The organism is Micromonospora zhanjiangensis (assembly GCF_042650605.1).
GTDB lineage: Bacteria > Actinomycetota > Actinomycetes > Mycobacteriales > Micromonosporaceae > Micromonospora_J > Micromonospora_J zhanjiangensis.
On sequence record NZ_JBHSBN010000007.1, the window covers coordinates 241,929 to 259,582 of the forward strand.

General features: G+C 73.2%; 20 protein-coding genes and 1 pseudogene. 12 read left to right on the plus strand and 9 right to left on the minus strand.

Annotation, left to right across the window (positions count from 1 at the left end; all coding sequences use genetic code 11):
• Positions 1 to 2 precede the first annotated feature (2 nt).
• Positions 3 to 494, minus strand: a complete 492-nt coding sequence (locus tag ACFOX0_RS13465) for an ATP-binding protein (protein ID WP_377545302.1) — start codon at positions 492 to 494, stop codon at positions 3 to 5.
• Positions 495 to 625: 131 nt separating this feature from the next.
• Between ACFOX0_RS13465 and macS the strand changes: the two genes are divergently transcribed.
• Complete coding sequence (gene macS / locus ACFOX0_RS13470; RefSeq protein WP_377545304.1) at positions 626 to 1,774, plus strand: MacS family sensor histidine kinase; 1,149 nt, start codon at positions 626 to 628, stop codon at positions 1,772 to 1,774.
• A gap of 66 nt (positions 1,775 to 1,840) precedes the next feature.
• Entirely contained in the window at positions 1,841 to 2,476 is a 636-nt protein-coding gene (locus ACFOX0_RS13475) for a response regulator (RefSeq protein ID WP_377545466.1), read from the plus strand.
• A gap of 36 nt (positions 2,477 to 2,512) precedes the next feature.
• Here ACFOX0_RS13475 and ACFOX0_RS13480 read toward each other — a convergent pair whose 3' ends face one another.
• Together ACFOX0_RS13480 and ACFOX0_RS13485 are read right to left on the minus strand one after the other, a co-directional pair.
• Entirely contained in the window at positions 2,513 to 3,091 is a 579-nt protein-coding gene (locus tag ACFOX0_RS13480; protein WP_377545306.1) for a DUF5709 domain-containing protein, read from the minus strand.
• Between the two features lie 135 nt (positions 3,092 to 3,226).
• Positions 3,227 to 4,042 (minus strand): STAS domain-containing protein, encoded by an 816-nt coding sequence (locus ACFOX0_RS13485; protein ID WP_377545308.1) that lies wholly within the window; start codon positions 4,040 to 4,042, stop codon positions 3,227 to 3,229.
• A 304-nt stretch (positions 4,043 to 4,346) separates the two neighbouring features.
• Here ACFOX0_RS13485 and ACFOX0_RS13490 point away from each other — a divergent pair, with 304 nt between their 5' ends.
• The gene (locus ACFOX0_RS13490; RefSeq protein ID WP_377545309.1) at positions 4,347 to 5,633 is read left to right on the plus strand and encodes a glycosyltransferase; all 1,287 of its coding nucleotides are present in this window, start codon (positions 4,347 to 4,349) and stop codon (positions 5,631 to 5,633) included.
• A gap of 42 nt (positions 5,634 to 5,675) precedes the next feature.
• Here the strand turns inward: ACFOX0_RS13490 and ACFOX0_RS13495 are convergent, their stop codons facing one another.
• Together ACFOX0_RS13495 and hisN are read right to left on the minus strand one after the other, a co-directional pair.
• Positions 5,676 to 6,548, minus strand: coding sequence for a hypothetical protein (locus ACFOX0_RS13495; protein WP_377545468.1), 873 nt, complete (start codon positions 6,546 to 6,548; stop codon positions 5,676 to 5,678).
• 79 nt (positions 6,549 to 6,627) lie between these two features.
• Entirely contained in the window at positions 6,628 to 7,437 is an 810-nt protein-coding gene (hisN, locus tag ACFOX0_RS13500) for a histidinol-phosphatase (protein ID WP_377545311.1), read from the minus strand.
• A 52-nt stretch (positions 7,438 to 7,489) separates the two neighbouring features.
• On the opposite strand from hisN, the gene ACFOX0_RS13505 reads away from it, so the two are divergent.
• Complete coding sequence (locus tag ACFOX0_RS13505; protein WP_377545313.1) at positions 7,490 to 8,068, plus strand: DUF2087 domain-containing protein; 579 nt, start codon at positions 7,490 to 7,492, stop codon at positions 8,066 to 8,068.
• Here ACFOX0_RS13505 and rsgA read toward each other — a convergent pair.
• Both rsgA and aroA read right to left on the minus strand, forming a co-directional pair.
• Complete coding sequence (gene rsgA / locus ACFOX0_RS13510; RefSeq protein WP_377545315.1) at positions 8,065 to 9,000, minus strand: ribosome small subunit-dependent GTPase A; 936 nt, start codon at positions 8,998 to 9,000, stop codon at positions 8,065 to 8,067. The two genes, ACFOX0_RS13505 and rsgA, sit on opposite strands and share 4 nt — an antisense overlap.
• A 139-nt stretch (positions 9,001 to 9,139) precedes the next feature.
• Positions 9,140 to 10,441, minus strand: a complete 1,302-nt coding sequence (gene aroA / locus ACFOX0_RS13515; protein WP_377545317.1) for a 3-phosphoshikimate 1-carboxyvinyltransferase — start codon at positions 10,439 to 10,441, stop codon at positions 9,140 to 9,142.
• 133 nt (positions 10,442 to 10,574) lie between these two features.
• Between aroA and ACFOX0_RS13520 the strand changes: the two genes are divergently transcribed.
• From ACFOX0_RS13520 to rsrA, 5 genes are all read left to right on the plus strand, one after another.
• Positions 10,575 to 11,324 carry an SOS response-associated peptidase gene (locus tag ACFOX0_RS13520; RefSeq protein WP_377545319.1) on the plus strand — a complete coding sequence of 250 codons (750 nt, stop codon included), beginning with the start codon at positions 10,575 to 10,577 and terminating at the stop codon, positions 11,322 to 11,324.
• Between the two features lie 197 nt (positions 11,325 to 11,521).
• Positions 11,522 to 11,917 (plus strand): WhiB family transcriptional regulator, encoded by a 396-nt coding sequence (locus tag ACFOX0_RS13525; RefSeq protein WP_377545321.1) that lies wholly within the window; start codon positions 11,522 to 11,524, stop codon positions 11,915 to 11,917.
• 48 nt (positions 11,918 to 11,965) lie between these two features.
• Positions 11,966 to 12,580 (plus strand): alpha/beta hydrolase family protein, encoded by a 615-nt coding sequence (locus tag ACFOX0_RS13530; protein WP_377545323.1) that lies wholly within the window; start codon positions 11,966 to 11,968, stop codon positions 12,578 to 12,580.
• A gap of 244 nt (positions 12,581 to 12,824) precedes the next feature.
• Positions 12,825 to 13,736, plus strand: coding sequence for a sigma-70 family RNA polymerase sigma factor (locus ACFOX0_RS13535; RefSeq protein ID WP_377545325.1), 912 nt, complete (start codon positions 12,825 to 12,827; stop codon positions 13,734 to 13,736).
• A gap of 5 nt (positions 13,737 to 13,741) precedes the next feature.
• Positions 13,742 to 14,026 (plus strand): mycothiol system anti-sigma-R factor, encoded by a 285-nt coding sequence (gene rsrA / locus ACFOX0_RS13540; RefSeq protein ID WP_377545327.1) that lies wholly within the window; start codon positions 13,742 to 13,744, stop codon positions 14,024 to 14,026.
• 74 nt (positions 14,027 to 14,100) lie between these two features.
• Here rsrA and ACFOX0_RS13545 read toward each other — a convergent pair whose 3' ends face one another.
• Positions 14,101 to 14,175 (minus strand): 50S ribosomal protein bL37, encoded by a 75-nt coding sequence (locus tag ACFOX0_RS13545; RefSeq protein ID WP_369752275.1) that lies wholly within the window; start codon positions 14,173 to 14,175, stop codon positions 14,101 to 14,103.
• A 198-nt stretch (positions 14,176 to 14,373) separates the two neighbouring features.
• Between ACFOX0_RS13545 and ACFOX0_RS13550 the strand changes: the two genes are divergently transcribed.
• Positions 14,374 to 14,589 (plus strand): biotin/lipoyl-binding carrier protein, encoded by a 216-nt coding sequence (locus ACFOX0_RS13550; RefSeq protein WP_377545329.1) that lies wholly within the window; start codon positions 14,374 to 14,376, stop codon positions 14,587 to 14,589.
• Positions 14,586 to 15,089 (plus strand): annotated as a pseudogene (locus ACFOX0_RS13555) (GNAT family N-acetyltransferase); the annotation flags it as partial. The gene ACFOX0_RS13550 and the pseudogene ACFOX0_RS13555, both read left to right, overlap by 4 nt.
• 68 nt (positions 15,090 to 15,157) lie before the next feature.
• Here the strand turns inward: ACFOX0_RS13555 and ACFOX0_RS13560 are convergent.
• Positions 15,158 to 15,736, minus strand: coding sequence for a TetR/AcrR family transcriptional regulator (locus ACFOX0_RS13560; protein WP_377545331.1), 579 nt, complete (start codon positions 15,734 to 15,736; stop codon positions 15,158 to 15,160).
• 122 nt (positions 15,737 to 15,858) lie between these two features.
• Between ACFOX0_RS13560 and ACFOX0_RS13565 the strand changes: the two genes are divergently transcribed.
• Positions 15,859 to 17,463, plus strand: coding sequence for an MDR family MFS transporter (locus ACFOX0_RS13565; RefSeq protein WP_377545333.1), 1,605 nt, complete (start codon positions 15,859 to 15,861; stop codon positions 17,461 to 17,463).
• Positions 17,464 to 17,654 lie beyond the last annotated feature (191 nt).

The following is a 17,654-nucleotide window of genomic DNA, read 5'->3' on the forward strand; positions in this document are numbered from 1 at the left end:
GGTCACTGCCGCCGGCGCTCCGGCTCGACCGCCGGGTCGGGGCCGTTGGCCGGCTCGGGCGTCCCGACGGCGGCGGTGATCCGTACCGTGGTGCCGGCCGGACCGGTCCGCACGTCCATGCTGTCGCTGAGCTGCTCGGCCAGCCACAGCCCCCAGCCGCCGGCCGTGTCCGGCGCCGGGCGCTGCCGGTCGGCGAGCCGTTCGGCGCCGATGCCGCCGCCGTCGTCGGAGACCTCGCAGAGCACCGTGTCCCGCTCGCACCACAGCCGCAGCACCCCCCGGCCGCCGCCGTGCCGTACGGCGTTGGTGAGCAGTTCGTTGACGGCCAGCACGAAATCGTCGAGGCGCTGACCGGAAAGCCCGGTCGCCTCGACGGAGGAGGCCACGACGTGCCGCAGGTCGGTCACCCGACCACGGTCGAAGGACTCGGCGAGCAGAGCGGTGGATTCGATGGGCACTACCGTACGCGGTGCGTCAGGATCTGCGTCGGTCATGGGTCCGGTCCCACCGTTGCTGGTCGAGTTTTCGCGGCTTTTCCACCGTACGTCTCCATATGGCATCCCGCACGACGAGGGCTCGTGGCACCTTCGTCGTCGGGTCCGGCCCGATGTGGCATGGTCGCGGCGTGACCGCCCCCTCACCGACCGGCAGCCTGCTGGCCCCGCTCTGGCGCTCCATCGCGGTGTTCCGGTTCGCCGCACTCGGGTACGTGGTCGCGCTGGCGCTGAACAACCTCCGGCAGTACGCCCATCCGGTGGCCGCCGTGCCGGTCCTGCTGGCGATGGCGGGCTGGACCGGGTACACCGCCTTCGCGTACGCCCGGCCGGAGCGGCGCCGCTGGCCGCTGCTCGGCGTGGACCTGTTGTTGACCATGGCGGTGCTGCTGCTCAGCCCGTGGGTGATCGGCCGGGCCGGGCTGGCGGCCGGGGCGCCCACCCTGGCGGTGGCCTGGCTGGCCGCGCCGGTGCTGGCCTGGGCCGTCACCGGTGGGCGGCGGTGGGGCGTGGCCGCGGCGGTCCTGCTCGGCGCGGCCGACCTGAGCGTCCGCGAGCGGGTGAACCAGTCGTCGCTCACCGGCGGCATGCTGCTGCTGCTCGCCGCGGTGGCGGTGGGGCACCTCGCCCGGCTGGCGGCGGTCACCGAGTCGCGGCTGCAGCGGGCCGTCGAGCTGGAGGCCGCGACCCGGGAGCGGGAGGCCGCGACCCGGGAGCGGGAGCGGCTGGCCCGGGGGATCCACGACTCGGTGCTGCAGGTGCTCGCGCTGGTCCAGCGGCGCGGCGCCCGGCTCGACGGGGAGGCGGGCGAACTGGCCCGGCTCGCCGGCGAGCAGGAGGCCGCGCTGCGGTCGCTGATCACGGCGGGATCGACCGCCACCGCCGGGGACGACGGTGCGACCCTCGACCTGGCCGAACTGCTCGGCCGGTACGGTTCCGCGCTCGTCTCGATCGCCATCCCGGCCACCCCGGTACGCCTGCCGGCACGAATCGCCCGGGAAGTCACCGCGGCCGTCGGCGCGGCGCTGGACAACGTCGACCGACACGCCGGCGGGCGGGCCTGGGTGCTGGTGGAGGACGAGGTGGACGCCGTGACGGTGTCGGTCCGGGACGACGGGCCCGGCATGCCGGCGGGCCGGTTGGCCGAGGCCGCCGGCCAGGGGCGGCTCGGCGTTGCGCAGTCGATCCGGGCCCGGCTGGCGGAGCTGGGCGGCACGGCCCGGATCGTCTCGGCACCGGGCCGGGGCACCGAGGTCGAGCTGCGGATACCGCGGGCCTAGGTCGCCGGGCGGCGGCCTCGGCTCACTAGAGTGTGTCGCGTGGTCGAGGCGGGTTCGGTGCGGGTGATGGTGGTGGACGATCATCCGATGTGGCGCGAGGGCGTGGCCCGGGACCTGGCCGAGGCCGGCCACACCGTGGTCGCCACCACCGGTGAGGGGCGGCAGGCCGTCCGGGTCGCCGCGGCGACCCGGCCCGACGTGGTGGTGCTGGACCTGCAACTGCCGGACGTCTCCGGGGTCGAGGTGATCCACGGCCTGCTGGCCGCCGTACCCGGGGCGCGGGTGCTGATGCTGTCGGCCAGCGGGGAGCAGCAGAGCGTGCTGGACGCGGTCAAGGCCGGTGCCACCGGCTATCTGCTCAAGTCGGCCGCTCCGGCGGAGTTCCTCGACGCGGTACGCCGGACCGCCGCCGGTGAACCGGTCTTCACCCCCGGCCTGGCCGGCCTGGTGCTCGGCGAGTACCGCCGGTTGGCGACCGTGCCCGGGCGGACCGGTGAACCCGACACGCCCCGGCTCACCGACCGGGAGACCGAGGTGCTGCGGCTGGTGGCCAAGGGCATGTCGTACCGGCAGATCGCCGAGCGGCTCGGGCTGTCCCACCGGACGGTGCAGAACCACGTCCAGAACACGCTCGGCAAACTGCACCTGCACAACCGGGTCGAGCTGACCCGCTACGCCATCGAGCAGGGCCTGGGCGACTGACGCCGGCGGTCAGCTGTTTGGCCGGATCCTTCTCACTCAGTGCAGGTCCGGGGGTTCCGTCTCGTTGACGGCGGCCTCCTCGGCGGTGGCTCCGCCACCCGCGGCGCCCCGGTCGATCCCGATCGAGTCGGTTTCCGTGTCGGTGTGGCTGCCCTCGTCCGGTTCGACCAGTCGGCCCACCGGGTGTGCGACCGGGCCGCCCAGGTTGCCGTGGTCGTAGACGGAGACCGGTGAGTTCGGATCCGACGTGGGGCCCGGGTCGATCACGTCCGCGTCCAGCTGGGCCTGGGCCGCGGCCTCCTCGCTGTCCGCCTCCGCGGCGATCGCCGGATCGACCGGACCGGCCAGCGGATCGTCGACCGGCGGTTGGAACCGCTCCCGGCTGAGCTTGTAGTCCAGCGACTCGCCGTCCAGCTGCTCGTCGGCGGTGTTGCCGAACTCGTCCACGGCCAGCGGCCCGTCCTCACGGTCCGGCGGGAACCCCGCCGGGTCCGGTCCGTCCGCCTCCCGGCCGGTCTCCACCTCGTCGTACGCGGCGGAATCGTCGTCCGCGGTGCCGGGCAGGCCGTCGGCCTCCGGATCGGACAGGGGCGTCGGAAAGTCGTCGTCACGCATGCCGGGTGACCTACCCGCTGAACCCCCGCCGGTAACCGGGACGCGCCGGGGACCCGTACCGGATTCGCCGACCCGCCGGCGCCGGGGGAGCCGACGGCAAGGGCGGCGTGGCGATCGGGTCGGGCGGTATGCGGCTCAGCGACCGTAGTCGGCCAGTTCGTCCTCCGGGTGCAGCACGGCCCAGACGAACTTGCCGTCGGTCAACCGGCTGGTGCCCCAGCGCCGGGTGACCGTGTCGACCAGCAGCAGTCCGCGGCCACCCGGCGAGGTGGGTGGGACCAGACCGCCGAAACTCGGCGCCCGGGACGAGTAGTCGCGCACCGCGACCCGCAGCGAACCGTCCCGCCAGCCGATCCGCAGCGTCATCGAGGTGCCCGCGTGGGCGACCACGTTGTTGACCATCTCGGTGACGGCGACGCACCCGGACCCGGCCAGGTCCGGCAGGTCCCAGCGGAGGCAGCCCTCGGTGAGCAGTTCCCGGGCCCGGCGCGCGGCGCCCACCACCGGTTCCAGTTCGGCGTGCAGTTGCCGGTCGGTCGACGCGTCGGCGACCAGCCGGGCGTACGCCGCGCCGACGTCGGTCGAGACGACGGTGTCGGCGGCGCCGGACTCCCAGCCGGCGGCCGGGAGCGGGACGCGGGTCCAGAACAGCGGCCGGCCACCCGGCCAGTCTGCGGCCTCGCGGGCCGCCTCGACGATGGCGGTGAGCGCCGCCGGATCACCGATCCGCAGGCCGGTCAGGTCCACGACCGCGGCGCCGGGCAGGTCGGCGAGGCGGGTCAGCAGGGTGGCCCGCAACCCGTCCGCGGTCGTCGGGTCGAGCGTGCCGGTGAGCCGGACCAGGGCGGTCGGCCGGTCCGCCGTCACCTGCCGGTACCCGTCGACCGGCAGCGTGGATCGGACGTCCCGGGGCGGCGCGGGTGCCCCGGTCGGCAGGTCAGGGCCGGACATGGTGCTGGCACGGAAAGGTGATGATCGTCAGGATTGAACCTTTTTCAACCTGAACCGCGCGGTGCGCAAGCCGCGTCTTCGGCCTCGGCCGACGCCGGAGCGCAAGGGGAGGTTGAAAAAGGCTCATCGGTCCGGTTGGCTGGCAGGTCGTCACCCTTCGCAACTACCCCCGCGAGGTGCGGGTCATGCGGATGATGTTTCTCCGGTCCGTCAATTGACAGGTTTCGGCTCCCGCCACGGAGGTTAATGGGAGCCTCTGATCGGAAGGCCGTTGGTCCCTGATGCCCTGATGGAGGTGCCAGCCATGCGCGTTGGTCTCGTTCGCGCTCACGCCACCCCGTCCGGCTCCGACGGCTCGGCGGGCACCCACCAGCACATCACCCGGACGGCCGCCGAACTGGCCGGTCGGGGACACGACGTCCGGGTGTACGAGCGGTGGGACGACCCGGACCTGGCCGAAGTCACCGAGGCCGCCGGTTACCGGGTGGAACGGGTGCCGATCGGACCGTCCACCCGGACGTCAACGGCGAAACTGGTCTCGCTGGTGCCCGAGTTCGGCCGGTGGCTGGCCAACCGCTGGTCGGCCGACTGGACGCCGGACGTCGTGCACGGACACTTCTGGCTCGGTGGGCTGGTCGCCGCCAGCGCGGTACGGGCGACCGAGATCCCGGTGGTGCAGACCTTCCACTCGGTCGGCCTCGAACAGCTGCGGCACCTCGGTGCGGCCTACGGCGGGCCGGGGGAACGGATCGCGCTGGAACGCGCGTTGACCCGGGCGGTCGACGTGGCGGTCGCCCAGTCCACCGACGAGGTGGACGAGCTGACCCGGATGGGCCTGCGACGGGCGGCGGTGACGGTGGTGCCCGCCGCGGTGGACACCGTGACGTTCAGCCCGGAGGGGACGGCCGAGGAGCGGGGCTCGCGGGCCCGCATCCTGTCCGTCGGGGGCCTCGGGCCGGGTAGCGGACACGAGGATCTGATCCGGGCGATGCGGTTGGTCGGCGACGCGGAACTCGTGATCGCCGGTGGACCGCCGGCCAGCGGTCTGGCCGGCCACGCCGAGGCCCGCCGGCTGCGTGACCTGGCCGAGCAGACCGGCGTCGCCGAACAGGTACGCCTGATCGGCGCGGTGCCGAACGACCAACTGCCGTCCTGGTACCGCTCGGCCGACGTGGTGGCCTGCCCGGCGCGGTACGCCACGGCCGGTCGGGTGCCGCTGGAGGCGATGTCCTGCGGGGTTCCGGTGATCGGGTACGCCATGGGCGGCGTCGCGGACACCGTGGTGGACGAGGTCACCGGCCGGCTGGTGCAACCCGGCGACGTACGCGGTCTCGGGGTGGCCCTGCGCCGCCTGCTGGCCGACGACGCGCAGCGGTTCGCCTTCGGGCACGCCGCGGTGGACCGGGTGCGGTGCACCTACACCTGGGACCGCGCGGCGGCCGCCCTGGAGCGGCTCTACGAGCGGGTGGTGCACCGCCGGCGACCGCCGGCGGAGGAACCCGCCGCCGGGATCGGGACCGTCGGCGTCGAGGTGGAGGTCGAGGCCCCCGCGCCGGTGCCCGCCGACTCGCCGGTGCCCGCCGAGTCGTAGCGCCGGTCGGATCGGGTGGGGCGGGCCGGGTCCGATCAGGGATCAGACGCTGCCGGTCGGCGGGGTCGCCGTCTCCTCCCGGGTCCGCAGCCGGCGCCAGCGTTCGGCCACCGTGTGGTGGTGCTGCGGCTCGGCGTACCGGGTCAGTCCGATCACGGCGGCCAGGGTGACCACGAACCCGGCGCCGGCCAACCACTCCCGACCGGGCATGATCCGATCGCCGAGGAAGAGCAGCCCGATGATCGCGGCCGGCACCGCGCCGGCGGCGTCCATGGCGGCGACCGCCGCCGTGGTCGAACCCCGCTGCATCGCCAGCCCGAGCAGCAACTGCCCGACGATCGAGTGGGCGATCAGCAGCCAGAGCAGCGGGTTGCCGACGAACGCGGTCCACGAGTCCACCGAGGCCAGTGGCCGGGCGGCGACCGCGGCGGCGGAGAAGGCCATCCCGGCCAGCGACCCCAGGGCCACCGAACCGGGTGCGCCGCGCAGCCGTACGGCGAAGAAGCTCGGCACCCCGATCACTCCCAGCGCGACCACCAAGGCGATCATGCCGACGGTGCCGAGTTGCTTGGAGGGCGCCGGCTGGGCGGCCATCACCAGCCCGGCGATCCCGCCGAACAACAATGTGAGCAGCCATACCTCGGCGGCCGGGAGTTTCCACTTCAACAGCAGCACACCGAGCAGCGCGGTCACGCCCAGGCCGGCCGCCACGCTCGCCTGGACCAGGAACAGCGGCAGGTCCCGGCGGGCCAGGAAGGCCAGCGCGAAGCCGAGGAACTGGCAGGTCAGGCCGACCAGGTAGGTGCGGTGGCTGGCCAGTCGCAGCAGCAGGCCGGGGTCGAAGGTGTGGTGGACGGTGGTCCGCGCGGCGGCGACCGACTGGAGCAGGTTGGCGATTCCGTAGCTGACGATCATCGCCGCCAGGAAGCACCAGCCAGAGGACACCACCCGGCGAGAATAGAGGTAGACCGGGTACCCCGCGCGGTCGGCTCGCTCAGGCGGTGGCCGGCCGGGGATCACCCAGCCGGGCGAGCAGGTCGGGGTGCAGCGGTCCGTTGCTGGCCACCGCGTTTTCGCCGGGCCCCGGCCGACCGGCCAGGTCGGTGAAGGTGCCGCCGGCCTCGGTGACGATCGGGATCAGGGCCGCCAGGTCCCACAGCGACAACTCCGGCTCGACCATCGCGTCGACCGCGCCCTCGGCGAGCAGCATGTAGCCGTAGAAGTCGCCGTAGGCCCGGCTGCGCCAGCTGCGCCGGATCAGGTCCAGCATCCCGTCCAGCCGGCCCCGCTCCTCCCAGCCGGTCAGCGAGGAGTAGCAGAGGCTGGCGTCGGCCAGCCGGCGTACCCGGGACACCCGGATCGGGGACGCCGACGTGGGATGCCGGCCGGCGTACGCCCCGTGTCCGGTCGCCGCCCACCAGCGCCGCCCCAGCGCCGGTGCGGACACCAGCCCCAGCACCGGCCGGTCGTCCTCCAGCAGCGCGATCAGGGTGGCCCAGATCGGTACGCCGCGGACGAAGTTCTTCGTGCCGTCGATCGGGTCGATCACCCAGCGGCGGGTTCCCCGCCCGGCGGGGGCCGTACCGCCGCCGAACTCCTCCCCGAGCACCCCGTCCCGGGGCCGGGTCCGGGCCAGGGTGGAGCGGATCGCCTGCTCGACCGCGGTGTCCGCGTCCGTCACCGGGGTCAGGTCGGGTTTCGTGTCGACGTTCAGGTCGAGGGCCCGGAACCGGGTCGTCGAGATCGAGTCGGCGGTGTCGGCCAGCACGTGGGCCAGGGCCAGGTCGTCTGCGTAGCGAGCCATCGCCTCGAAACGTAGCTGATCGAAGTCCGCGACACGCGTAGGGTCTGCCGGCATGACTCCGGAGCAATTCGCCGGCCTGCTCGCCGAGCCCGACCGACTCGCCGCCTTCGCCGCCGTCGTGCTCGGCGCCGACAGCCCGTCCGAGGTCGGGCGGCGCGCCGGCCTGGGACCCAAGGAGACCGACGCGGCGCTGCGCCGGCTGACGACCGGCGGCCTGGTGACGGCCGTCGACGGCCGGCTGGTCGCCCGGACCGACGCGGCCAAGACCGCGGTACGGGAGAACGCTCCCGCCCGTGCCGTGGACCCGACGGATCTCGACCCGGACCCGGACCGGGCGGCCGTGCTGCGCAACTTCATCAGGGACGGCCGGATCGAGCGACTGCCCGCGGCCCAGGGCAAGCGACAGGTGGTGTTGGAGCACGTCGTCGCGGTCTTCGAACCCGGCGTGCGCTACCCCGAGCGGGAGGTGAACGCCATCCTGCGCGCCTGGTACGACGACCACGCCGCCCTGCGCCGGTACCTGGTCGACGCCGGCCTGCTGTCCCGCGCCGACGCGCTCTACTGGCGCAGCGGCGGCCCGGTCGACGTCACCGGGCCGACCGAGCGACCGGCCGGCGAGGTCATGCCCTAGGACTGGTCCAGGTCGCCGGAGCGGGAGGCGAGCAGCCGGCGGTACGAGGCCAGCCGGCGTACGTCCGCGTTGCCGGCGGCCACCCAGGCGTCCAGCCGGCAGTCGCCCTCGGCCGTCGTGTGCTCGCAGTTGGGCGGGCACTCGACGGTGCCGGGCACCAGGTCGGGGAAGCCGTGCAGCAGGCTCTCGGCCGACACGTGGGCCAGCCCGAAGCTGCGTACCCCGGGGGTGTCGACGATCCAGCCCGGCCCGGCCGACCCGGTCAGGTCCGGGGGCAGCCGCAGCGCGACGGCGCTGGTCGAGGTGTGCCGCCCCCGGCCGATCGCGCTGACCACACCGACCGCCCGGTCGGCGTCCGGGACCAGCCGGTTCACCAGCGTCGACTTGCCCACCCCGGAGTGGCCGACCAGCACCGAGACGCGCCCGTCGAGGAACCGGCGCAGCTCGGCGAGGTCGGCGTCCGGACGGGTGAGCACGTGCGGCAGGTCCAGCTCGGCGTAGTAGTCGAGCACCTCGTCCGGCGCGGCCAGGTCGGCCTTGGTGAGGCAGAGCAGCGGTTCGATCCCGGCGTCGTACGCCGCCACCAGGCACCGGTCGATGAACCCGGTCCGCGGCGGCGGGTCGGTCAGCGAGCTGACGATGACGAGCTGGTCGGCGTTGGCCACCACCACCCGCTCCAGCCGGCCCTCGGCGGTGTTCTCGTCGTCGTCGGCCGTCCGGCGCAGCACCGAGCCGCGGTCGCCGATCCGGACGATCCGGGCCAGCGCCCCGTCGGCGCCCGAGGTGTCGCCCACCAGGGCCACCCGGTCGCCGACCACCACCGACCGGCGGCCGAGTTCCCGGGCCCGCATCGCGGTGACCAGCCGGTCCGCCGGGTCGTCGGCGGAGTCGGTCAGCACGCAGGTGTAGCGGCCCCGGTCGACCGCCACCACGAAGCCCTCGACCGCGTCCGTGTGCCGCGGCCGGGTACGGGTCCGCGGGCGCGACGAACGACCGGGTCGTACCCGGACGTCCTCCTCGTCGTATTCCCGTCGCCTGCCTGCCAGCGCCGCCCCCTACCGTCGTGGGTGGTCAGCTCCCGCCGTCCACCATCGCTGACCATAGTGCCGGGAACTCGGGCAGGGTCTTGGCGGTACACGCGACGTCCTCGAGTTCGATGCCGGGGACGACCAGCCCGATCACCGCGGCGGCGTGCGCCATCCGGTGGTCGTCGTAGGTCTTGAAGACGCCGCCGCGCAGCGGTCGGGGCCGGATCTCCAGCCCGTCGGGGGACTCGATGACGTCGGCGCCCAGCGCGGTCAGCTCGCGGGCCAGGGCGGCCAGTCGGTCGGTCTCGTGGCCCCGGATGTGCGCGACCCCGTACAGCCGGGACGGCGAGTCGGCCAGCGTGGCGAGCGCGGCCAGCACCGGGGTCAGCTCGCCGACCTCGGACAGGTCGGCGGCCAACCCGTGCACCACCCCGGAGCCGCGGACGGTCAACCCGTCGGTGCCGAGGGTCACCTCGCCGCCCATCTCGTGCAGCAGGGCGCGCAGCCGGTCGACCGGCTGCGCGCTGCTGCGCGGCCAGCCGAGCAGGGTGACCTCGCCGCCGGTGACCAGGGCGGCGGCGAAGAACGGCGCCGCGCCGGACAGGTCCGGCTCGATGTCCCAGCCCCGGCCGGTGAGCCGGCCCGGTTCGACCGCCCAGACGTCCGGGGTGCTGTCGTCCACCCCGGCGCCGGCGGCGCGCAGCATCTGGACGGTCATCCGCAGGTGCGGCGCGGACGGCACCGGCGGGCCGACGTGCCGGACCAGCACCCCCCGGTCGAAGCGGGGGGCGGCCAGCAGCAGCCCGGAGACGAGCTGGCTGGACGCCGACGCGTCGACCACCACCTCGCCGCCCTCGACACCGCCCCGGCCGCGCACGGTGAGCGGGAGGAAGCCGCCCGGGGCGGCGTCGACGCGTACCCCGAGGGAGCGCAGCGCCCCGATCAGCGGGGCCAGCGGACGGACCCGGGCGTGCGGGTCGCCGTCGAAGGCGGCCGGACCGTCGGCCAGCGCGGCCACCGGTGGCAGGAAGCGCATCACCGTCCCGGCCAGGCCGACGTCGATGGTGGCCGGGCCCTCCAGCGGACGCGGCCGGACCAGCCACCGCTCGTCATCCACTGTGGAGACGTGGGCGCCCAGCGTGCGCAGCCCGGCGGCCATCAGCTCGGTGTCCCGGGCGCGCAGCGGCCGGGACAGGGTGGACGGCCCGGCGGCGATCGCGCTCAGCACGAGGGCCCGGGCGGTCATCGACTTCGAGCCGGGCAGCCGGACGGTCGACCGGACCGGGCCGGCGGCGGCCGGCGCGATCCACGGTTGCGGCGGGTTCTTGGCGGTCAGGTTCACCACGGGTACATTCTGCCGCCCCGCGCCGACGAAGGGTGATCGCCGGCGGCGCCCTCCCGCCTGACGGGACATCGGCGGGCGGCCGACGGGAAGGCGCGGGCAGCGCCGGGACGTCCGGCGCGCTAGCGTGGGCGCCATGTGCGGACGGTACGCGACCACTCGCAGTGCGGCGGATCTCAGTGCGCTGTTCGAATCGTCCGACGAGACCGGCGGCCGACTGGTGGCCGACTTCAACGTCGCTCCCACCGATCCGGTGCCGATGGTACGGAATTCGCAGGTCGACGGGCGGATGTTGACGGTGGCCCGATGGGGATTGGTGCCCTCCTGGGCGAGGGATTCCCGGGGCGCCGCGAGGATGATCAATGCGCGGGCCGAAACCGTTGCCACCGGCAAGGCTTTTGCCGCCTCGTTCGCCCGGCGCCGGTGTCTCATTCCGGCCGACGGCTGGTACGAATGGGTCCGCCGGGACGGCGCTGGAAAGCAGCCGTACTTCATGACCCCGGTCGATGGAAGCGTGCTGGCATTCGCCGGTCTGTGGTCGGTCTGGTCGCCGCCGGACCGGGCGTCCGGCGCTGCCGAGTCGGCTGATCCCCTGGTCAGCTGCGCGGTGCTCACCACCGCGGCACGGGGTGATCTGGCCCTGGTGCACGACCGGATGCCGTTGCTGCTGCCGGCGGAGCGCTGGCCGGATTGGTTGGCCGGCGGCGGTGATCCGGCCCGACTGCTGACTCCACCCGGTGACGAACTGTTGACCGAAATCGAAATCCGGCCGGTCGGCCCATCGGTCGGTGACGTTCGTAACGACGGCCCCGATCTGGTCGTCCGGGTGCCCGCTCCGCCGTTGGCCGCACCGGCCACCGAGACGGTCGAACTGACGCTTTTCTGACCGCGTACCGCCCCATTGTCGCGTACGGATTGGACGGGCTTGGGGCGAAACGTCGCAAGCAATTCCGGCAGGTTTGCCGCAACCACTTGTCTGCCCGCGCGTGTATGCGATAGAACACAGCGCCGGCACTGGGCATCGATTCGCACTGGGCGATTGACTGCCGCCGATCATGCCGGTCCCACGGGGGAGGTGGGTTGATGACACGGGCGCGGATGCCACGCCCGCACGAGGTCGCCGCGGCACAGCGGGACCCGAGGCTGCTGCGAGCAGTCAGCGAACGGCAACAGGACGACGCATGGCGTACCCGGGGGGCGTGCCAGAGCGTGGACCCGGAGACATTCTTTCCGGCACCGAACGAACCGGCCGACTCGGCGGTCGCCCTGTGTCGCACCTGCGACGTACAGGGTTCCTGCCTCGCCTGGGCGCTGGAGGTGGGTGACTGCCACGGGGTCTGGGGCGGCACCACACCCCGGGAACGCCGAGCGATGTTGGTGGCCTGGCGCGGTCAGGTGGAACGGGACCCGGACGCCGCGGACGAACCCGGCCCGCCGGTCCGGGACCGGTTGCTGACCCTGGTCCCGTCGCGCCGCTGACCGCCCGGCCGGCCCGTCGGTGGGCACCCGGGACGGCACAATGGCCGGGTGCGCAGTGGCGAACGGCGGGTGCGGACCCCGCGTGGGCCCGCCCGGCTCTCCGTCGACGTGCCGGCCGGTCGGCCGGTGAGCCTGCTCGTGCTCGGCCACGGCGCCGGCGGTGACGTCGACGCGCCGGACCTGGTCGCGGTCCGGGACGCGGTGCTGGCCGCCCGGGTGCTGGTGTGCCGGGTGACCCAGCCCTACCGGCTGGCCGGGCGGCGGGCACCCGCCCCGGCCGGTCAGCTGGACGAGGCGTGGTCGGTGGCGGTCGGCGCGCTCCGGGCCGAGCTGCCGGACCCGCCGCTGGTGGTCGGCGGGCGGTCCAGCGGGGCCCGGGTGGCGTGCCGCACCGCGGCTACGGTCGGCGCGGCCGGGATCGTGGCGCTGGCCTTTCCGGTGCACCCGCCCGGCCGGCCGGAGCGCTCCCGGATCGGTGAACTCGACACCGGCTTGCCGACGCTGGCGGTGAGCGGCGACCGGGACCCGTTCGGCGTGCCGCCGGCCGGGCCGGACCGGCGGGTCGAGGTGCTCCCGGGCCAGCGGCACGACCTGCGGGGCGATCCGGCGGCCGTGGCCGACGCCGTCCTGGGCTGGTTGCGGGCCGCCGGCTGGGCGGCCTGACCACCCCGGTACGCCGTTTCCCGTCGGCACGGTTGTCGTTGCATCTCATGATGTCGGGCGCCCGTACGGTGCCCGGTGTCGTCCTCCCAGGCCCTTCCTGGTCCCAGCGGTGGGTTCGTGCCATGGCGTCCCAGTGGTGGTTTCGCGCCGACGGCCGGGACCAGGGATGGGGCGATCTCGGAATTCCCCGTGCCGCGCCCGGCGTTACACCAGCCGGAAGCCGTCTAACGAGGGAGTTGACCCGGTGCCCACCGAAACCCGCAGCCCGGAGCGCGCTGAGCGCGAGTCCCGGCTGCACCGGTTGTTACGCGGACCGGAATGGCCGACCGCCCGACCGTCGGCGCAGCCGTCGGTGGTGAGCATCGGCACACCGACCGGAAGTGGATCTGCCGACCGCGCATTGCGCGTATCCTCATCGGGACAGTGGACTGGCACCGCGGCGTCGCCGGCGCCGGCGGCGCCCAGGGTGGGCAAGTCCCGGCGTCGCCCCGCCACGCGCGAGCGCCTCCGGGACACGCCGTCGAGCCGAGGGGACGCGCGGTTGACACGACCGGAGAAGACCGACGAGCGACGAGCGCGGTTCGAGCGGGACGCGCTGCCCTTCGTCGACCAGCTGTACGCCGCGGCGCTCCGGATGACGCGTAACCCCGCCGACGCGGAGGACCTGGTCCAGGAGACGTACCTGAAGGCGTTCGCCGCCTTCCACCAGTTCGAAGAGGGCACCAACCTCAAGGCCTGGCTCTACCGGATCCTGACCAACACGTACATCAACTCCTACCGCAAGCGGCAGCGGCAGCCGGTGCAGGCGCCCACCGAGGAGATCACCGACTGGCAGCTCGCCGAGGCCGAGTCGCACACCTCCAGCGGGCTGCGGTCGGCCGAGACCGAGGCGCTGGACCGGTTGCCGGACAGCGACGTCAAGGAGGCGCTGCAGGCGCTGCCGGAGGAGTTCCGGCTGGCCGTCTACCTCACCGACGTCGAGGGCTTCTCCTACAAGGAGGTGGCCGACATCATGGGCACGCCGATCGGTACCGTGATGTCCCGGCTGCACCGTGGTCGTCGGAACCTGCGCAAGCTGCTCGAGCAGTACGCCGTCGAGCGCGGGTTCAGCGCCGCCCAGCCCAGCAAGCAGACCGCGACCAGTGGGGAGAGGTGAGCGACGTGAGTTGCGGAGAACCCCACGAGACCGACTGCCGCGAGGTCCTCGCCGAGGTCTACCTCTATCTCGACCTGGAGTGCGGTGACGAGCGCCGGCTGCTGATCCGGGAACACCTCGACGAGTGCTCGCCCTGCCTGCGCGAGTACGGCATCGAGAAGGAGGTCAAGGCGCTGGTCGCCCGCTGCTGCGGGAACGAGACCGCGCCGGCCGAGCTGCGCGAGCGGCTCCGGCTGCGGCTCAGCGAGCTGGTGGTCGAGGCCGAGACCCGGGAGTACCTGCCCGACTGAGGTTCACTGAACCACTGACCGACCCGGTCCGGTGTCCACCCGTGGGTGTCGACCGGGCCGGTCGGCGGTGGTGATCAGGAGTTGGGGCGCTTGCCGTGGTTGGCGGAGCTCTTCTTACGGGCCTTCTTCTTGCGTGCCTTCTTGGCCATCGATCTGTTCTCCTGTCGTCTGCGCGGGGACAGCCGGGTCCGGTTCGGCGTGCCTTCCGCCGACCGTCCTGGCTGCTCCTCCCGGTGTCGGGAGGCGACCCGACGATGGTAGTCGCGGCGTAGGCCGGCCCGAGCGGGCGGGCGCGTGATTGGATACCGTTCGCACGCACACGCCGTTGACGAGGAGGGCCGTTCGAGATGGCCGAGGAAATCCGTGCCGAGATGGTGGCGAACGTCTGGAAGGTCGTCGCGTCGACCGGTGACAGCGTCTCCGAGGGCGACACGCTGGTGATCCTGGAGTCGATGAAGATGGAGATCCCGGTGGTCGCCGAGTCCGACGGCGTGGTGGAGCAGCTCGCCGTCAACGAGGGCGACGTGGTCCAGGACGGTGATCTGATCGCGGTCATCGGATGACCGTCGCGGTCGTGGTGCGGGCCGCCCGGCCGGAGCAGTACGACGCGATCGGCGCGCTGACCGTCGCCGCCTACGACGCGGACGGCCAGCTCGCCGGCGAACACGGCTACCAGCGGGTGCTCGCCGACGTACCCGGCCGCGCCTCGGCCGGCGAACTGCTGGTTGCCGTGGACCCGACCACCGGCGAGGTGCTCGGTTCGGTGCTGTTCGTGCTGCCCGGGTCCGCGTACGCGGAGCTTTCCCGGCCCGGAGAGGCGGAGTTCCGGATGCTGGCCGTCGCCCCGGCGGCCCAGCGGCGTGGCGTCGGCGAGGCACTGGTCCGCGCCTGCCGGGAGCGTGCGGAGGCGGCCGGCTGTGCCCGGCTGGTCATCTGCGCCCGGAGCTTCTCGGCGCCGGCGCACCGGCTCTATGCCCGGCTCGGCTTCGTCCGGGCGCCCGAACTCGACTGGTCCCCGATGCCCGGCGTCGACCTGATCGGCCTGCGGCTCGACCTGACCGCCCGGGCGGGCGATCACGGCCCGGACCGGGCGGGCGGTTCGCGAGTCCCGGCCCCGGCCCCGGTGCCCGGTCAGGCGGTCGGGTCGGTGGCGCCGATGCCGTCCAGGATCTCGTAGCCGACCACCAGCGCGATCCGCCGCCGCTCCTCCTCGTCGATCTCCGGCGCCCGGACCGCGAACCAGCTGGTGTGCACGGCGAACAGCGCCAACGCGCCGCGCAGCTTGCCCTGTGGTGAACTGTCCCCCCGGGAGATCACGTCGGCGATCCGGATCAGCCGGTCACGCATCTGCTGGCCGGCGGAGAGGTTCTTCAACACCGTCTGGTTCTGCTCGAAGAACCGCATCACGGTGGGGGCGGAGCCGGCGAAGAACTGGTCGGCGTACCGGGCCAGGATCTCCCGTCGGGTGGCGGCGCCGACCGGCTGCTCCTCGGCCCAGTCGAGCAGCTCGTCCATCCGCTGCGCGCGACCCTCGACGAAGCTGTTGACGATGTCGTCCTTGCTCTTGAAGTGGTAGTAGACCGCCGCCTTGGTCACGTTGAGTCGTTCGGCGATCTCCCGGAGTGAGGTCTTCTCGTAGCCCTGCTCGGTGAAGAGTTCGAGCGCCACCTCCTGGATGCGCGCCCGGGTGCCGCCTGTGCCCTCGCTCACCGAACTCACGGGAAACCGCCTAACTCGCTTGACTCTCACCGACCACCAACTTACCGTACGGCTAGTAAGTACACTAGCCGGGCGGCAAGTAAGTTCGTCTCACATCCGGGGAGAGCCTAGCGATGACCACCACGGAGCAGCCTGCGGCCGTGCGACCCAACGTCCGGGTCGTACTGGGCGGCCTCATGATCGCGATGATGCTCGCGATGCTCGATAACATGATCATCAGCACCGCCCTGCCGCGCATCATCGGCGAGTTCAAGGCCCTGAACCACTTCACCTGGGTGGTCACCGCGTACGTCCTGGGCACCACCGTCTCCACCCCGATCTGGGGCAAGCTGGGTGACCTGTACGGCCGTAAGGCGGTCTTCCTCACCTCGATCGTGATCTTCCTGGTCGGTTCGGCGCTCTGCGGCATGTCGGGTTCCAGCCTCCTCGGCGGCCCGGCCGAGGGCATGGCCGAGCTGATCGCCTTCCGCGCCGTACAGGGCCTGGGCGCCGGCGGTCTGATGGTGGGCGTGATGGCGATCATCGGCGACCTGGTGCCGCCCCGCGAGCGGGGTCGTTACCAAGGCATGATCGCCGGCATCATGGCGATCGCGATGGTCGCCGGTCCGCTGGTCGGCGGGTTCATCACCGACCACCTCTCCTGGCGCTGGGCGTTCTACGTCAATCTGCCGCTGGGCGGGCTGGCGCTGCTGGTCCTGGCCACCACGATGCACCTGCCGAAATACCGCACCGAGCACCGGATCGACTGGCTCGGCGCCGGCCTGCTGTCGGTGGGCATCACCGCGATGGTCCTGATCACCACCTGGGGCGGCAACGAGTACGCCTGGGCCTCGTGGCAGATCCTCGGACTGGCCGGGCTGGCCCTGCTCTCGCTGGTCGCGTTCGCCTTCGTCGAGCGCCGGGCGGTCGAACCGATCCTGCCGCTCAACCTGTTCGCCAACCGCAACTTCACGCTGATCTCGCTGATCGGGTTCCTGCTCGGCTTCGCGATGTTCGGCGCGATGAACTTCCTGCCGCTGTTCCAGCAGACCGTGCAGGGCGCCTCGGCCACCAACAGCGGCCTGCTGCTGCTGCCGCTGATGTTCGGCATGCTGGTGGTGTCCATCGTGGTCGGTCGGACGATCACCAAGACCGGTCGGTACCGGATCTTCCCGATCGTCGGCGGCGTGGTGATGGCGGCCGGCATGGCGCTGCTGACCCTGCTGGACGTGCACACCAGCAAGACCCAGCTGGCGCTCTACATGGTCGTGCTCGGTGTCGGGATGGGCTTCCTGATGCAGACCACGATGCTGATCGCGCAGAACAGCGTGGAGCAGAAGGACCTTGGCGCGGCCAGCGGCGCGGCCACCTTCTTCCGGTCGATCGGCGGCTCGTTCGGCATCTCGCTGTTCGGCGCGATCTTCTCGCACCGGTTGGCCGCCTCGGCGGCCGGTCCGGTCCTGGCCGGGGCCGGCGGCGATTCGGGCGGCGGCCGGATGGACCCGGCGGAACTGGCCAAGCTCTCGGTGCGGATCCGGGATGTGGTGCTCGGCGGGCTGGCCGACTCCATCTCCGGGGTGTTCGTCTGGGCGATGCTGTTCACCGTCGCGGTGCCGGTGCTGGCCTGGTTCATCAAGGAGATCCCGCTGCGCGGATCGGCGGACCGGGCCGAGGCCGAGGCCGCCGAGACGCCGGAGGAGCAGGCCGAGACCGCGTTGGCGAACGCCCCGGTGCACTGAGCGCGCGCCGAACGCGGCCGGCCGACGGTTCGCCAGGGCCCCTTTCTCATCCCGCGGTCGGGGTGGGAAAGGGGCCCTCCGCGTAGGGCACGGCCGTGCCGGCAGCGGCGGTGGCCTGCCGCCTGCGGCCCGCGCGTCCCGCGGGTGGGGGGCCGGTGCGGCCGGTGCACGGGCCTCGGCCCGCGCGTCCC

Bases quoted from the DNA above. Each gene is read 5' to 3' on its own strand.
- ACFOX0_RS13465 (WP_377545302.1), bottom strand. From the start codon at position 494: ATGACCGACGCAGATCCTGACGCACCGCGTACGGTAGTGCCCATCGAA.
- ACFOX0_RS13485 (WP_377545308.1), bottom strand. From the start codon at position 4,042: ATGTCCGGCCCTGACCTGCCGACCGGGGCACCCGCGCCGCCCCGGGAC.
- hisN (WP_377545311.1), bottom strand. From the start codon at position 7,437: ATGGCTCGCTACGCAGACGACCTGGCCCTGGCCCACGTGCTGGCCGAC.
- ACFOX0_RS13550 (WP_377545329.1), top strand. From the start codon at position 14,374: ATGGCCGAGGAAATCCGTGCCGAGATGGTGGCGAACGTCTGGAAGGTC.
- ACFOX0_RS13525 (WP_377545321.1), top strand. From the start codon at position 11,522: ATGACACGGGCGCGGATGCCACGCCCGCACGAGGTCGCCGCGGCACAG.
- ACFOX0_RS13505 (WP_377545313.1), top strand. From the start codon at position 7,490: ATGACTCCGGAGCAATTCGCCGGCCTGCTCGCCGAGCCCGACCGACTC.
- ACFOX0_RS13520 (WP_377545319.1), top strand. From the start codon at position 10,575: ATGTGCGGACGGTACGCGACCACTCGCAGTGCGGCGGATCTCAGTGCG.
- ACFOX0_RS13475 (WP_377545466.1), top strand. From the start codon at position 1,841: ATGGTGGTGGACGATCATCCGATGTGGCGCGAGGGCGTGGCCCGGGAC.
- ACFOX0_RS13490 (WP_377545309.1), top strand. From the start codon at position 4,347: ATGCGCGTTGGTCTCGTTCGCGCTCACGCCACCCCGTCCGGCTCCGAC.
- ACFOX0_RS13565 (WP_377545333.1), top strand. From the start codon at position 15,859: ATGACCACCACGGAGCAGCCTGCGGCCGTGCGACCCAACGTCCGGGTC.
- ACFOX0_RS13495 (WP_377545468.1), bottom strand. From the start codon at position 6,548: ATGATCGTCAGCTACGGAATCGCCAACCTGCTCCAGTCGGTCGCCGCC.
- ACFOX0_RS13480 (WP_377545306.1), bottom strand. From the start codon at position 3,091: ATGCGTGACGACGACTTTCCGACGCCCCTGTCCGATCCGGAGGCCGAC.